The organism is Spirosoma harenae (assembly GCF_054776975.1).
This window is the reverse complement of the sequence record NZ_BAAHBD010000010.1, coordinates 367,944-381,533: the sequence shown is the minus strand read 5'-3', so window position 1 is coordinate 381,533 and position 13,590 is coordinate 367,944. Positions and strand designations below refer to the sequence as shown.

Sequence of the window (13,590 nt, the reverse complement as noted above, 5' to 3'; positions counted from 1 at the left end):
AAACCGTTTTTTAGTGGGAAAACTCTGTGAATTGCTCTAGCGAAGCCGGATTTCGGAGTGTATCCCGGCTGGTAGCCAGAGATGCGTTCATGCCCGATAAAATTTTCTTGATGGGCGTTTCCAGCTTTTTGCCACTGATCGTATAGGGAACTTCCTGGATTGGATAGATCGCATCGGGTACATGACGGGGGCTAAACTGAGTTCGGAGTGTTTGTTTGATTCGTTTTACCAGTTCGTCGGTCAGAGAGAAGCCTTCATTCAGCACCACAAACAAAGGCATGAAATAGCGTCCGCCCGGTTGTTCTAGGCCAACAATCAGGCTATCGGCAATTTCGGGTAAACTCTCTACCGCACTGTAAATTTCACTCGTGCCGATTCGAATGCCATCACGATTTAGGGTTGCATCAGATCGACCATAAATGATAACGCCATTTCGCGGGGTAATTTCAATGTAATCGCCGTGTCGCCAAATGCCGGGGTATTCGTTAAAATAGCTGTTTCGATAGCGGGTATTGTTAAGATCGTTCCAGAAATAGATGGGCATCGAAGGCATAGGTTCCAAAATCACCATTTCGCCGAGTCCATCCCGCACAGGTCTGGCTTGTTCGTCAACGGCTTCAACACTTGCCCCTAGCATTCGGCATTGAATTTCACCTTCGTAAACGGGAAGTAACGGATTGCCACCAACAAATGCACTGCATACATCGGTACCGCCACTTAGTGAAATCAGCCAGACATTGGATTTTACTGAGGTATAAATCCAGCGGAAACCCTCAGGCGGTAAAGGCGAGCCCGTTGAGCCAATAGACCGTAAATGAGAAAGCTTATTTGTATGAATGGGAGAAAGATCTGCTCGTAAACAGGCTAAATAGTAGGCAGCTCCTCCACCAAAATGAGCTATTTGTGCCATTTCTGCCAGATCCCATAACCGGTTCAGTGTTGGGTAACTGGCTGCGCCATCGTAAAGAACCAGTGTGGCTCCAACTAACAGAGAACCAATCGCATAATTCCACATCATCCAGCCCGTTGTCGAGTACCAGAAATAGCGTTCCCCAACCCGTACATCCTGATGCAATGCGAGAGCTTTCATGTGTTCGAGCAGGCAGCCGCCTACACTGTGCGTAATGGCTTTGGGTTTGCCGGTTGTGCCCGACGAGTACAATATCCAGATTGGATGGTTAAACGGAACTGGTTCAAAGTACAACCCCTCGGGTGATGGCGTCTCTAACACATATTGCCAGCTTGTAAATGTGGCAGTCAATCCGAACGATTGATCGGTTAATAGATCGAATGAACCAGCGTTTTCCGGTTGTAAACAAGGTATCCAGATAACTTCCCGGAGCGAAGGTAATTGTGAGACTAAATCAATAATCGCATCTTGTTTATCAATAAGCTTGCCATTGTATTGATAACCATCGGTAGCAATTAACACCTTGGGTTCAATTTGCTGAAACCGATCCAGTATACTGCCCGTACCAAAATCCGGTGAGCAACTTGACCAGACTGCTCCAAGCGAATTTACCGCCAGAAACGCCACAACTGATTCAGGCGTATTGGGCAAAACCGCCACAACACGATCGCCAGTTTCGACACCTTGTTGACGTAGATGAGCTGCAACAGATGCTACTTGACGCTCCAGAGAATCCCACGATAAAGCGGTTAACGACTGACGTTCTGAGGCAAAGAGAAGTGCCGGTCTATCTGCAGATCGCTGCGTCGGTTTATGACGAAAAATATGTTCGGCATAATTCAGTGTTGCTCCCGAAAACCACTCAATCCCAACCATATCCGTTTGACTTGGCCGGAAAATGATTTGCCGGTAAGGGGTATGACTTTGTACCTCAAAAAACTGCCAGATACTTTCCCAAAATGCTTCCAGATCGGTTACCGACCAATCCCACAGGTCGTTATAATCCCGGAAATACAGACCCTTTTTAATGAAAAGCCAATCCATGTATCGTTTCATCAGCGATTGCTCCATGCTTCGCCGGTCGGGCGTGTAGAGGGGTGTCAGAGGTGGGTTGGGCATTGTAGTTGTTAGTCGATAGCCAATAGTCACGATCCGCCATTGCGTCGGGCGCCGGAGCGATCAGTCAATAAACAAATGATCTATCGATTGACTGACTATCGACTAACGACTATTGGCTGCGCTGGATTGTTTTTGGAATAAAAAGCGTTGCAGAAAAAAGAGCATGAAGGGGTTATCTTGAAAAGTATTAAATTTGTAACCCCTTTTTAACCAATCTCAAACAGCGCACTGATTGTCAGTGCAGATTATAATTTCTAAAAAGGCGATTTACTGTATTTTTCCATGAATCAGGATTCAGAACAGAACGACCGCGATTTCGGATCAAACCGAAACGGAAATCGTTCAGTTGGCCGTCGGGATGACGCCCCACGTTTTAATCGGAGCCAGGATGGCGACCGACCACGCTTTAACCGGGATGACAAACCCCGCTCCAATCGGGATCACAGCGAAAAACCTGTCCCACGCGATAATAACCGAGGAAATCGAGACGAAAATCGCTTCAGTGATCGACGTAGTGACAGCAAACCACGTTTTAATCGGGAAGATAAACCGCGTTTTGAGCGGGGAAACCGAGATGAATTTAGTGACCGCCGTCCGCGTTTTGATCGCGATTCGAATGAGCGACCTGCCTTTAAATCGCGCGATGATAAACCAAGTTTTGGCAATAATCGCCCTGATCGTCGGGAAGGCGAATTAGGGAATCGCCGGTTCAATGATCGCTCAGGCGATTCAGGTGAGCGAAAACCTAATGTTAATCGAGACGAGAATCGCAACCGTCCATCTCACGTTGAGCGAAATACAGATCGTTTTGGCAGTGAACGACGGTTTCGGGATGAATCAGATAATAAGCCGCGTTTCCGTCGAGATGACAGTAACGAAGAGCGTCCGCGTTTTAATCGAGAAGATAAACCGCGTTTCGGCGGACCACGCGATGGCGAACGTCGCGAGAGTCGGCCAGCCTGGCGAAATGAAAAAGATCGTTCTGGTGATGGAGATCGCCCAAAAAACGGTCGTTTTTCAGATCGGAGCAATAACGACCGACCAGGTTTCAGGCGCGATCGGGGAGATCGGCCTTTCCGCGACGAGAAACCTCAATTTAAACGTGCTGGCGATTTTAATCGCGATGAACAGGATCGTCCGAAAAATCGGCTTCGTGACGATGAATCGCGCGATAAAAAACCACGTGCTAGTAATAAAGAAGCATGGAATCGGGACGATGAAACTTCGCGTTTTTCGGGGCAGCAACGTAAAGAATCGGGTGAACGCCGTACGGGTAAATACACCAAAGCCCCAAACTATGATCTGGAGCAGGCTCGCCAGAATACGTCATTCCGTCGAGAGCGTCCCGCAAAAACCCGTGGTGAGCATTCGGATGAGAAACCCAAACGGAAAGCCGCTGAGCCTACCGATGGGCCCGGACTGACTCGGCTGAATCGGTACATCGCCAATTCGGGCGTTTGCTCGCGTCGGGAAGCTGATGAACTCATTGCCCGAGGTGATATTTCGGTAAATGGCAAAGTTGTTACCGAAATGGGCTATAAAGTAAAAGATGGCGATACCGTTAAATACGGTACCAAAGTACTGAATCCAGAGCGCTTTGTGTACGTTTTGCTGAACAAACCCAAGGATTACATTACCACAACTGACGACCCGGAAGAGCGCAGAACGGTAATGGAACTGGTGGCTGACGCTGGTAATTTCCGTATGTATCCCGTAGGTCGTTTAGACCGGAATACAACGGGTTTACTTCTGCTGACCAACGACGGTGAACTGGCTGACAAACTGACGCATCCGTCGAATAATATCCGTAAAATCTATCAGGTTGAGATCGACAAACCGATTACGGATGAACATTTCGAAGCAATCAAAAAAGGACTTGATCTGGAAGACGGGCCGATCAAACCGGATGCGCTAAGTATTGTTACGCCTGATGCACAGGTAGTTGGTATTGAGATTCACTCAGGCCGTAACCGGATTGTTCGTCGGCTATTCGAACATTTCGGCTACGAAGTGACCAAGCTGGACCGCACAACCTACGCTGGTCTTACCAAAAAAGAGCTGCCCCGTGGCAAGTGGCGCTTCCTCGATCCGAAAGAGGTCGTGAAGTTGAAATACTTTAATTAATTGTGAATGAGTGAATGATAGACTGAGTGAATAAAATTTGCAACAGCTTCTATCGCTCAGTCTATCATTCACTCATTCACAATTAAAGCTTATGAACCACCTCTTCCCTTATATCGAACGGACGTTGCTGCACCCTGGCGTGACAATCAATGAGCAGTATGAGGTGCTTGATGAGGTGAGCCAGTTAGGTATGGCGGGCATAACGGTCGCGCCGTTTTGGATGAAGAAGTTCCGTCGGGAATTAGGGGATAATCACCCAGCTATTCTTTCTACAGTTGTTGGCTATCCATATGGGTATCAGCGCACTGAAGCTAAACAGGCAGAAGTAGAATGGGCGTTGAAAGATGGAGCGAGTGAAATTGAAGTGGTTCTGAACACGTCGGCCTTGTTTTCGCCTACGTCCGTCTGGCTCAAAATTGAACTGGCGAAACTGGTTGCCATGGTTCATGCGCAGGAGAAGTTTCTCACGGTCATTCTGGAGTCAAGTTTATTGAATCAAGAGCAGCTTCTGAAAATGATCAAGCTGGCTGCCGATGCGGGTGCTGATTTAATAAAAAATGTCAGCGGAGCTTTCCCAACAGAATTTTCGTTACAGGCGGCTATCGAATTTCGACAACAGGTTCCTAAGTCGCTAGGGGTGAAGATTGTAGCCGACGGAGCCAGCGAGGAACAACTCGAAGCCCTAATCAAAGCTGGTGTCGAGCGTATATCATTGCGACAATTGCCCCATACAATTTAACATAAGGAATGTTGACAGGAGCAACGCTTTGCGTTAGTTTAGCATCTGCTACATCCAATCCGTCAACCTTATGAATCGCTTATTTCTATTCATCTCCCTTTTTTGCGGCCTTTCAGCCATTGCGCAGGAAACCCCTTACCAAGTTTTTGAAGTCGATAGTGCTGCCGAACCGCGTGGCGGCCAAGCCTATTTGAGTACGTTTATGGCGGCAAATCTCCGGAAGCCCATGCCGATTGAGGCAACGGGAACAGGTGGGCGTGTGATGCTGACGGGCGTTGTAGAAACAGACGGACGACTATCGAACCCTAAGGTCATACAAGGTTTTCAACCCGACTGTGACAAAGAAGCGTTGCGAGTATTCCGACTCTATAATGCCTGGAAGCCGGCTCAGAAAAATGGTAAAGCTGTTCGACAGCAAATCACGGTTCCCATTACGTTTGCCCGTAATGAGCCTTTCCTGTATATAAACGGGGCCAAAGTAACTTACTACGATTCCGAACAAAAGCCAGTAAAGGATAGTACGCAGGCGTTGTACAAACAGATTAATCCCTTGGATTCACTTGGTTTACCCGCCGGTGATGTCGTCGTTTATCGGCTTAAAGGCTCTTCCTGGAAAGAATATTCCCGCTTGGCGTTACGGCATAAAGAGCATGCTTACAAAAGTTCAGATGGGAAAGATGTTCAACTGATTGGTTATCAGAACGCGATTTTGCAATGGGAAGGTCAACTAATTGCCGTGGATGAGGCTGGAGATCTTAGGGAACAGATGTACTACGAGAATGGAAAGCGGATTGGTACAGCACTGACTTACTATCCAAACGGTATTGTTGACGAAAAAAGTGAAGAATTTGAGGATCGCTTTGTCAATACATCCTGGCACCCAAACGGCCAGATTCATTACGTTCGAACCAGTTATAAGCCGGTATCACCTAATCCGCCCAGACCCGACCAAATTGCCGGAATGTGGGATAAAGATGGCAATCAATTAGTCAAAAACGGGTCAGGGAAGGCTGTTCATCAGACAAACGTAAAATCGCGTGTCAGCTTAAATGAGACACTATTTACGGAACAGGGTGCTTATGAAAATGGACTAAAACAAGGCACCTGGATTGGTAACTATGCCGATAAATCCTTTTTCTACGAAGAGTATTACGAGAAAGGTATCTGCCAGGGTGGTAAATCTTGCATAGGTAATGCAGATACAGTTCGGTATACCACTCCGGAAAAAATGCCTGAATTTAAAGGTGGTATGACTGGTTTAGGCCAGTTTCTGTCCGAGAATCTTCAGTATCCTGTTAGTGCTCAACGAGCTGGAGTTCAGGGGAAAGTTTTTGTGAGTTTTGTTGTCTGCGAAGATGGGACACTATGCGACTACGAAATACTAAAAGGCATACGTCCTGACGTAAACGAAGAGGCTATGCGCGTCGTCAAAAAGATGAGCGGTAAATGGCAACCGGGTACGCAACGTGGGCAGAATGTTCGGGTGAAATATAATCTGCCGATTAATTTTTCGCTGTACTGATCGTTGTATAATCCAGAATTTAATAACAGAATCTAAATATTCGGCTACCAAAACCGCTCTGACGTATCTTACTGATGTATAGATTTTTGTTTAGCTGCTACCAGGGCAATTCCATCGAATTGTAGAAAGAAGGGTTGAAACCCGTGAACTGTTTGTAAATTTGCCGGATAACCTCCGCGCAAATGTCGCTCAAGCAAGTTCCTCTCCATCACATTCATCAGCAATTAGGCGCGAAACTCGTGCCGTTTGCGGGCTACGAGATGCCCGTTCGTTATACCTCAGATCTCGACGAACACAATACGGTTCGCAATGGTGTCGGGATTTTCGACGTCTCACACATGGGCGAATTCGTCCTCAAAGGTGAAGGAGCGCTGGCCCTGATTCAGCGTGTCTCGGCCAATGATGCGAGCGTTTTATTCGATGGTAAAGTGCAATATAGCTACCTGCCCAACGGTCGTGGAGGCATTGTCGACGACTTGGTTATTTACCGGATCAGCGATCTGGAATATATGCTCGTAGTCAATGCGTCGAACATTGAAAAAGACTGGAACTGGATCAGTCAGTACGCGTCAGACTACGACGTTACCTTGACGAATATTTCGGATGGGACGTGCCTGTTTGCCGTGCAGGGACCATTGGCTGCCAAAGCGTTACAGCCGCTCACCAATGCCGATCTTGAGTCGATGGGTTATTACACCTTTGAGAAAACGGATTTTGCGGGTTGTGCTAATGTCATCATATCCGCAACAGGCTACACAGGTGCGGGCGGTTTTGAAATTTATGTATCTAACCACCAGGCTGAAGCTGTCTGGAACGCCATTATGAAAGCGGGTGAGCCATTTGGAATTAAACCTATTGGCCTTGGCGCCCGCGATACCTTGCGTCTGGAAATGGGCTATAATCTTTACGGCAACGACATCACCGACGAGACATCGCCCATTGAAGCCGGTCTTGGCTGGGTGACAAAATTCACTCACGACTTCATCGATGCCGATGTATTAAAAGCTCAGAAAGAAAAAGGCGTTCCCCGCAAATTAGTTGGCTTCGAGTTGATTGATCGAGGTGTTCCTCGTGGCCATTATGAATTAGCCGATGCCGACAACAATCTTATCGGCGAAGTAACGTCGGGTACGCAATCGCCTGTATTGAGTAAGGGTATTGGCCTGGGTTATGTGCAAACCGCATTCAGCAAACCCGGCACCGAAATCTTCGTCAAAGTCCGCGACCGGTTCTTAAAAGCTCAGGTCGTTAAACTTCCTTTCGTGAAAAAATAACCGGGATTTAACGGATTGACGGATTAACCCGATTTTGTAGATAAGCGTTTCTGCGATGCAAAAACAAAATCTGGTTAATCCATCAATCTGGTAAATCCCGGTTCAGCTAATATGAAACAAATTGATGTTTGCTTAACGCCCGATTTATTGCAACTGCATACCATCGAAAATACGATTGTGGTGGTAGCGGATGTTTTTCGGGCTACTTCGTGCATGGTAACGGCTTTTGCGTATGGTGTCAACAGCATTATTCCGGTAGCTACGGTAGAAGAATGTCGGGAATTACAGGATAGAGGCTATCTGGCTGCTGCCGAACGAAATGCCCGAAAAGTCGAGGGGTTTGAACTGGATAACTCACCGTTTACCTACATGGACGAACGCATCCGGGGCGCCAATATCGCCATGACTACCACGAATGGAACGTTTGCCATCACAAAATCCCGGTCGGCGGTGAAAGTGCTGGTTGGGTCATTTTTGAATCTAGACGCTATTGTCCGGTATCTGAAAACAGAAGGCTACGATGTGATGGTACTCTGTGCAGGCTGGAAAGGCCGGGTTAATTTGGAAGATACGCTCTTTGCTGGGGCTTTGGTCGATCGTTTGAAAGACAGCTACGCCATGGCTGAAGACAGTGCGATTATGGCCTGGCGACTATATGTGCAGGGAAAAGATAACCTGGTAGCCTACATGTCCAATGCATCCCACATCCGACGACTTCAGCGATTAGGTATTCAGAAAGATATTCCCTATTGCCTTCAGCACGACTTATACGATGTAGTTCCCGTATTACGGGGAAATGCGCTTGTGAGTATGGAAGTGTAATTTTCAGGATATTCTCAGAACAAATAAAAATGACTATGGACTCCAGGTTCATAGTCATTTTTATTTGTAAAAATTACTTTTTAGCAACCGCAATCAAGACGGCCCCAACGCCCATCAATACCGCTCCGAGGATAATCTGCCAGTTAATTTTTTCCTTTAAAAAAACGGTAGCTAAAATAACTGCGAACACTAATGACGTGTTCGTCAAGGGAGATACTTGCCCTGCATTCCCAATCTTTAAGGCATAAAACGATAGCAGCGACGAAACGCAGGTAAGTACACCCGCGCCCACCAGAAAAGCCCAGGATCGCCGGTCGATTGTAGCTATGTCAGAGAGATTCCCCTGAAAGATGACAACACTCCACGATACCAAAAAAATCATAATCGACTGAATAGCAAAGGCCAGGCTTGAATCAACATGTTTGATGCCCAGTTTTGATAGCGTAACAACAGTAGCTGCCGTTAAAGCGGCTGACAGCGCAAAAACAATCCACATAAGGCAGACGACTAGATATAATCTATTAAGTGAAATGGGAACCGAAATGATTTGAAATAATGAAAGGTTTTTCTAAAACTCTCGATTTCACGGCCACAACATATACCAGATAATAAAAATATAGTATCAGACTATAAAAAAAATGCCTGTTTTACTTTCCAACTAGTTAGTATCGAAATTTTAGAAAGCCTACGTCAAAATCTGAGCATTTTCTGCTGAATATTAATCAGTTACACTTTTCTGGTACAGTGCCAGATTTATAATTCCATTGTTGTAAAACGGCTTTATCAATCAATTTATACACTATTATGCAATCCACTACTGATCTGTTCTTAGACTGGGAACAATCGCTTGAGCCTGCCGAAATTGTGTATCTCAAGTTTCATCGGAAGCGATTCTCTTACCTGACTGAAGAGGTAATACGTCTGGCAACTAATCATGGTTATCCTGACAAATCCGTTTCGATAATGGATATTGGGCCCCATTTCCAAACAACACTATTTCGGCAAGCTCTGGGCCCTTCAGTGGTGATAAACACATTGGGCTGGAAAAATGTGGAAAGGATTGTGCCAGCAGGCAGTGCGAACGAACATTTTACCTTTGACCTAAACGATAGTCCTTATCAGGAGAAATGGCCCGATTGTCCTCAACATGATATTGTAGTTATGGCGGAGGTGTTTGAGCACCTATACACGGCTCCTGAATACTTTTTGGGTTTTATTCGGAAAATAATGAAGCCTGGAGGACATCTGCTTATCGGAACGCCAAATGGAGTTTGCTTAAATCAACGAATCGGTATGTTGATGGGCCGAAATCCTTTTGAAAAGATCCGTATTACTCTCAATAATCCTGGCCATTTTCGGGAATACACAACCGCTGAACTTTCCGAATATGCCGCAAAGACGGGTTTCGAGGTAACAAATATCACCCTATCTGATTTCTACGAAACCTCTCCTTTGCGAAATTTCCTGAAGCAATTCAGATCTTCATTACGCGACTGCATACACATTGTTTTCAAAAAAACTGACCAGCCTGATCAGCCAGTTAATGTAATTATTTGGTAAAATAGCTTAGATCTGGCTCGTTGAAGACTGGTTATCTCAGGCAATTAGCCTAAAATCAATAGGAGCTTAAAAATCCCCAATAGATGCCTAACCGACATCCATTGGGGATTTTTAATACGGTGAAAGAGAAGGTACAGCCTGGTATGTCGATAATATAGAGAAGTATAGGCTGAAGTTATGCAATTGCTTGTTCGGCTTCCAGATAACTCAGTACACCCTTCATGGTAACCAGCTTTGGATGGTCCTCATCGGGGATGCGGATACCAAATTCCTGTTCCAATTGCATAATCAGATCAACACTATCGAGGCTATCTAAACCTAGATCACGGGAGAAATGGGTTTGTTCCGTAATGGCGGATTCGTTCACGCCGAATTGTTTCAGAATGTCAATAACTCGTTCTTTCATAACATGCTCCTTTGTTAAGTTCCAACCTACTATACGCTTATAAAAGAGATTTTTAAGGCAGTTTAGTATGTGGATTTTTAAAAATTTAACACACTTTAATTTTATAGCAGGGTTTCGCCCAGCAAACGCTTCAGTTCTAACTGATTGAGTAACAATTGGTATTGGAAGTTTAAGCGACCTAGTTCAGCTTCTTCTACACCTGTTTCTGCACTTTGCAGTTCAACATTCGTTATGACCCCATTTCGTAAACGAGCGTTGGCAATCTGGAGCGCTTTTTTCGACTGTAAGACCTGTGTTTCGAGGTTTTCCAGGCGAGTCAGATTACTACGAATATCTGCATTCAACAGTGCAATATTTTGCCGAACCTGTGCATTGGCGTTATCAAGCGCATAGCGGCTAGCATTCAGATTCAATTGGGCCACCTGATTTTGCAGTTTATTCCGATTGCCCGAATAGATCGGTACAGCTAACGTAACACCAGCAGCAATATTGAATTTTGGGGTATTGATTTCTGGTAGATAACCATTTCGATAACCGGCTGATCCAGAGAAACTAAGATTGGGACGACCTGCCAGATTACTGACTAGAATATCCGTTTCGGCTTGCCGAATCCGATCCTGGGCCAACTGCACATCCTTATTACTTGCCAATCCAGACTGCGTATCGTTAGCCAGGGTATAAGGCTGCGTAGTTACATTATTCCCAGCGGTTTCAAGATCAAACTGCTTCACGGCCTGATTAGCATCTGGATTCGGATTTCCTGTCAAATACGTAAGCAGAGCCAACTGTCGCTCCAGTTGGTTTTGAATCTCAATTTTGCGGTTCTGGGCTGTTTTTACCCGTACTTGTTGCGTCAGCACGTCATATTGCAAGGCATCGCCATTTTGCAATCGGGTAACCAGCAATTGAACGTTGGCACCTGCTGTCCGAATGACCGAATCCTGAACCGCTAAGCTCCGTTGCAGAAACCCAACCCCATAATAGGCTGCCGCTACCTGATAAGCCAGCGTTTGCTGCGTGGTTTCCATCGACCGGCGTAACACCTGCGAATTGTCGGCTGCTTGCTGGACAGCCGCTTTCGTACGGCCCCAGTCGTAAATGGTTTGCCCAATTCCAACGTAGGCATTGACATTATGATTGGGTTGAAATTGCAGTGTCCGGTTAACGCCATCCACTGGCAATGTTGCCTGGGCTACCGGAGTCAGATACTGATACGTAGCATTTCCTGACACAGTTGGTTTCAGTGACGACCGGGCAATATCGGTTCGCAGATCACTCGCCTGGATTTGCTGTTGTTGCTGTTTCAGAACGGGATAATTATTATTTGCCTGCTGAATCAGCGTCCGCAGATCGTCGGGAAGCTGTCCTGACTGGCTTTGCGCCTGGGCAACACCAATTGATAGGCAGAAAGAAAGTATAAGAAGTTTGTTATTCATGTTTTTTAAGTTTCTGGTTTCGTGTTCAAGGCTCCAGTTTTAGTCAATACCGGATTGAAATGCTGAACATGAAACGGTCTAACCATACACTTAATCAGTGTGCTGAATCAGCGACTGCTTTGGCTGCTGCCGCGTCCATTTTTTTGTTTTTCAGTAGAAACAACAGAGGAAAGGAGACCAGAAAAAACAAGCCTGCCAGCCTAAATGTATCTAAGTACGAGATCATTAAGGCCTGTCTTGAAATGATTTGATCCAGATTCTTGTAGGCTCCTGTCATGGCATCGAGCGCGTTGACTCCTCTGGCGACTAAGGCTTGAGTCATCGTATTGAGACGCTCGGTAGTAAGCATTTCACCCGGTTGCAGATTTGAAACTAAATCGCCCCGGTGAACTGCTGTTCGTTGTGTCACGTACGTATTGGTGATTGCAACGCCGAAAGCGCCCCCAATTTGCCGCATCATGTTGACAATTGCGATGCCGGTTGGCATTTGGCGAGGCTCCAACGTAGAAACTGACTGATTAATGAGCGGTACGTTCAAAAAGGCCAGACCGATCCCCCGAATGATGAGCGCTGTAATAAAATCACCGTTCGACGCATTCATGTTATAGGTCGACATGATAAAACAGAACGCAGCGAAAGCAACATATCCTAAACTAGCAATGATTCTGGGCGAGACACCTTTGGCCAATAGTCGACCTGTAATCGCGAACATTGGCAGCGTGACTAACCCACCAGGAATCAGTAATTTACCCGTTTGCGTAGCTGTTAAGCCAACCACACGTTGGGCAAAGAGCGGATAAAGCAAAACAGACGTAAATAGCCCGTAACCTACCACGACAACCAGAATTGATCCAATTGCGAGGTTTGTATTTTTCATCACTCGCAAATCCACAACTGGCGCTTTAGTACCGCGTAATTCCCACCAGATAAAGGCCGGAATGGCTAAGGCTGCGGCTACAGTTAACCACAGAATTACTTTATCATCGAACCAGTCGTCGGCTTCACCGCGCTCCAGTACGTATTGCAAAGCGCCAATACCAACCGCCAGTAATAGAATCCCAATCTGATCGATATGAATACTTTTTCGATCAATATTGACCTCGTCTTCTTTCTTTTCAATGAAGGCTATGCTAAGCATAACCGCAATAATGCCAATTGGAACGTTGATATAGAACATCCAGCTCCAGTGATAATTATCGATGATATAACCACCCAGCGTTGGCCCTAATGTTGGGCCCAATACGATTCCCATGCCAAATAGAGCCGATGCCACAGCCCGTTGCGAAGGCGGGAAAGCGTCATACATCAACCCTTGCGAGGTCGATAGCAGAGCGCCACCACCTACACCTTGCAGGAAACGGAAGAAAACAAGCGTCCATAAATCACTCGCAAATCCACAGCCGTAGGACGCCAGCGTGAATAAAATAATAGAAGCGATGTAGTAGTTTTTTCGACCGAAATACCGTTGCAAAAAACTCGTCATAGGAATAACAATGACGTTTGCAACGGCATACGAGGTCACTACCCAGGCTACATCTTCAATCGTGGCGCCGAGATTTCCGGCTATATCGTTCAGGCCAACATTGACAATCGATGTGTCAATCAGCTCCATGATTGCGGCCGATACCGCAGTAACAACCACGATCCAGCGACCAAATCCACTTTGTTGTGCCATGTG

At 46.1% G+C, this 13,590-nt stretch carries 11 protein-coding genes; 6 read left to right on the top strand and 5 right to left on the bottom strand.

The window, feature by feature from the left end; genetic code table 11:
- Positions 1-10: 10 nt before the first annotated feature.
- Positions 11-2,029 carry an acetoacetate--CoA ligase gene (locus ACYVE4_RS15585; RefSeq protein ID WP_461041084.1) on the bottom strand — a complete coding sequence of 673 codons (2,019 nt, stop codon included), beginning with the start codon at positions 2,027-2,029 and terminating at the stop codon, positions 11-13.
- 282 nt (positions 2,030-2,311) lie between these two features.
- Between ACYVE4_RS15585 and ACYVE4_RS15580 the strand changes: the two genes are divergently transcribed.
- From ACYVE4_RS15580 to ACYVE4_RS15560, 5 genes are all read left to right on the top strand, one after another.
- Entirely contained in the window at positions 2,312-4,153 is a 1,842-nt protein-coding gene (locus ACYVE4_RS15580; RefSeq protein WP_461041083.1) for a pseudouridine synthase, read from the top strand.
- 91 nt (positions 4,154-4,244) lie between these two features.
- Positions 4,245-4,892, top strand: a complete 648-nt coding sequence (locus tag ACYVE4_RS15575; RefSeq protein ID WP_461041082.1) for a deoxyribose-phosphate aldolase — start codon at positions 4,245-4,247, stop codon at positions 4,890-4,892.
- 70 nt (positions 4,893-4,962) lie between these two features.
- Positions 4,963-6,414 (top strand): TonB family protein, encoded by a 1,452-nt coding sequence (locus ACYVE4_RS15570; protein WP_461041081.1) that lies wholly within the window; start codon positions 4,963-4,965, stop codon positions 6,412-6,414.
- A 182-nt stretch (positions 6,415-6,596) separates the two neighbouring features.
- Positions 6,597-7,688, top strand: a complete 1,092-nt coding sequence (gene gcvT / locus ACYVE4_RS15565; RefSeq protein ID WP_461041080.1) for a glycine cleavage system aminomethyltransferase GcvT — start codon at positions 6,597-6,599, stop codon at positions 7,686-7,688.
- Positions 7,689-7,799: 111 nt separating this feature from the next.
- Complete coding sequence (locus ACYVE4_RS15560; protein ID WP_461041079.1) at positions 7,800-8,510, top strand: 2-phosphosulfolactate phosphatase; 711 nt, start codon at positions 7,800-7,802, stop codon at positions 8,508-8,510.
- Between the two features lie 73 nt (positions 8,511-8,583).
- On the opposite strand, the gene ACYVE4_RS15555 is transcribed toward ACYVE4_RS15560, so the two are convergent.
- Complete coding sequence (locus tag ACYVE4_RS15555; protein WP_461041078.1) at positions 8,584-9,006, bottom strand: EamA family transporter; 423 nt, start codon at positions 9,004-9,006, stop codon at positions 8,584-8,586.
- A 308-nt stretch (positions 9,007-9,314) separates the two neighbouring features.
- Between ACYVE4_RS15555 and ACYVE4_RS15550 the strand changes: the two genes are divergently transcribed.
- Positions 9,315-10,070, top strand: coding sequence for a methyltransferase domain-containing protein (locus tag ACYVE4_RS15550; protein ID WP_461041077.1), 756 nt, complete (start codon positions 9,315-9,317; stop codon positions 10,068-10,070).
- Between the two features lie 175 nt (positions 10,071-10,245).
- On the opposite strand, the gene ACYVE4_RS15545 is transcribed toward ACYVE4_RS15550, so the two are convergent.
- The 3 genes from ACYVE4_RS15545 to ACYVE4_RS15535 form a co-directional block, all read right to left on the bottom strand.
- Positions 10,246-10,476 carry an acyl carrier protein gene (locus tag ACYVE4_RS15545; protein WP_461041076.1) on the bottom strand — a complete coding sequence of 77 codons (231 nt, stop codon included), beginning with the start codon at positions 10,474-10,476 and terminating at the stop codon, positions 10,246-10,248.
- Between the two features lie 101 nt (positions 10,477-10,577).
- Positions 10,578-11,912, bottom strand: a complete 1,335-nt coding sequence (locus tag ACYVE4_RS15540; protein ID WP_461041075.1) for a TolC family protein — start codon at positions 11,910-11,912, stop codon at positions 10,578-10,580.
- A gap of 94 nt (positions 11,913-12,006) precedes the next feature.
- Positions 12,007-13,587 carry a DHA2 family efflux MFS transporter permease subunit gene (locus ACYVE4_RS15535; RefSeq protein ID WP_461041074.1) on the bottom strand — a complete coding sequence of 527 codons (1,581 nt, stop codon included), beginning with the start codon at positions 13,585-13,587 and terminating at the stop codon, positions 12,007-12,009.
- Positions 13,588-13,590 lie beyond the last annotated feature (3 nt).

Bases quoted from the DNA above. Each gene is read 5' to 3' on its own strand.
- ACYVE4_RS15540 (WP_461041075.1), bottom strand. From the start codon at position 11,912: ATGAATAACAAACTTCTTATACTTTCTTTCTGCCTATCAATTGGTGTT.
- ACYVE4_RS15545 (WP_461041076.1), bottom strand. From the start codon at position 10,476: ATGAAAGAACGAGTTATTGACATTCTGAAACAATTCGGCGTGAACGAA.
- ACYVE4_RS15570 (WP_461041081.1), top strand. From the start codon at position 4,963: ATGAATCGCTTATTTCTATTCATCTCCCTTTTTTGCGGCCTTTCAGCC.
- ACYVE4_RS15560 (WP_461041079.1), top strand. From the start codon at position 7,800: ATGAAACAAATTGATGTTTGCTTAACGCCCGATTTATTGCAACTGCAT.
- ACYVE4_RS15575 (WP_461041082.1), top strand. From the start codon at position 4,245: ATGAACCACCTCTTCCCTTATATCGAACGGACGTTGCTGCACCCTGGC.
- ACYVE4_RS15535 (WP_461041074.1), bottom strand. From the start codon at position 13,587: ATGGCACAACAAAGTGGATTTGGTCGCTGGATCGTGGTTGTTACTGCG.
- ACYVE4_RS15550 (WP_461041077.1), top strand. From the start codon at position 9,315: ATGCAATCCACTACTGATCTGTTCTTAGACTGGGAACAATCGCTTGAG.
- gcvT (WP_461041080.1), top strand. From the start codon at position 6,597: ATGTCGCTCAAGCAAGTTCCTCTCCATCACATTCATCAGCAATTAGGC.
- ACYVE4_RS15585 (WP_461041084.1), bottom strand. From the start codon at position 2,029: ATGCCCAACCCACCTCTGACACCCCTCTACACGCCCGACCGGCGAAGC.
- ACYVE4_RS15555 (WP_461041078.1), bottom strand. From the start codon at position 9,006: ATGTGGATTGTTTTTGCGCTGTCAGCCGCTTTAACGGCAGCTACTGTT.
- ACYVE4_RS15580 (WP_461041083.1), top strand. From the start codon at position 2,312: ATGAATCAGGATTCAGAACAGAACGACCGCGATTTCGGATCAAACCGA.